The 1,396-nt window shown below is 52.4% G+C and carries 2 protein-coding genes; both read left to right on the top strand.

What is annotated here, in order from left to right; translation table 11 throughout:
- A partial coding sequence (locus ACFRAK_RS28400) for an ABC transporter permease (protein WP_394573100.1) occupies positions 1–655 on the top strand: 655 nt, incomplete at its 5' end.
- 63 nt (positions 656–718) lie between these two features.
- Positions 719–1,396: ABC transporter permease (locus ACFRAK_RS28395; protein ID WP_394573099.1), on the top strand; the 678-nt coding region annotated here is incomplete at its 3' end.

Here is a 1,396-nt window from a genome sequence, read left to right as displayed (position 1 = left end):
GACCATTACGCTTGCTGTGCTGGCGATGACCATTACGGTTGGTATTGGTATCCCGCTTGGTATTCTGGCAGCCAGGACGAAGGGAAAAGCGATAGATATGGCCGTGTCGATCGGCACCCAGATCGGACTGGCGGTTCCGTCGTTCTGGATGGGGATTATCCTCATTCTCATTTTCGGCCTGAGCCTCAAATGGGTAACGGTCAGCACCTATATCCCTTGGTCGGAGAGCCCGCTGCTGGCACTTCGGTCCTTGCTGCTGCCCGCCATCGCGCTGGCTATTCCACAGATCGCGATTGTGGTTCGGTATTTGCGAACGACGATGCTGGAGCAGCTCAATCTGGATTATGTGAGAACAGCGAGAAGTAAGGGGTTGCCCGAGAAGTCGATACACTACCGCCATGTGCTGAAGAATGCGCTGCTTCCCGTAATCACGATCATCGGTATTCATTTTGGTGAGCTGCTTGCCGGCAGTTTGGTTATTGAACAGGTGTTTACGTTGCCGGGTTTTGGTAGCTTGCTCATTACTGCGATCGGTAATCGGGACTATCCGTTAGTGCAGGGCTTAGTGCTAATCATTGCTTTTACGGTTATCATGATAAATTTTATAGTCGATCTATCCTACCGCTGGCTGGATCCACAAATCCGTTTGAAGTAGGGGTTAACGATGATGAAGAGACATTACAGCTTCAGTCTGGCGCTGGGGGCGTCATGTATTACGTTGCTTCTTTTGATGATGCTGGTCAGCCTATTCTATACCCCGCACCAAGTGAATGTCATGAACATTGCCGATCGGCTGCAGGGGCCGAGCTGGAGCCATTGGCTGGGAACCGATAATTTTGGCAGGGATGTGCTGAGTCGGGTTATGGTGGGCGCTCAGACGGCATTTATGGTTGGAGCGGTCTCCGTAGCTATCGGGTTAAGCGGCGGGCTGATCATTGGGACATTGGCCGGCTATGTGGGACGATGGCTCGATGAACTGTTGATGCGGGGAACAGATGCATTGTTGGCGTTTCCCGGTATCCTTATCGCCTTACTGCTGGTCACGATTTATCAGCCCAGCATGTTCCAGACGATGCTTGCGATCGGCATTCTATCCGTCCCCTCATTCGCTCGCGTGATCCGCAGCGGAGTGCTGCAGCATCGTGAAGCAGAATATGTAAAGGCTGCAAGGGGAATAGGTGCAGGGCATGCCAACATTATATTCGTCCAGATTCTGCCCAATATTGCATCTTCCATCGTAACGACGGCAGCGCTTAGTTTCTCAACGGCGATTTTGGTTGAGGCTGCACTAAGTTACTTGGGCTTGGGTGTACAGCCACCCGATCCCAGCTGGGGTAGAATGCTGAATGAATCGCAGAGCTATCTGGGGAAGGCTCCATGGTTCACGCTTGCTCCC

Source organism: Peribacillus sp. NPDC056705 (assembly GCF_043656335.1).
Note: the sequence above shows the minus strand (reverse complement) of the source record. Positions and strands in the feature narration are given on the sequence as shown.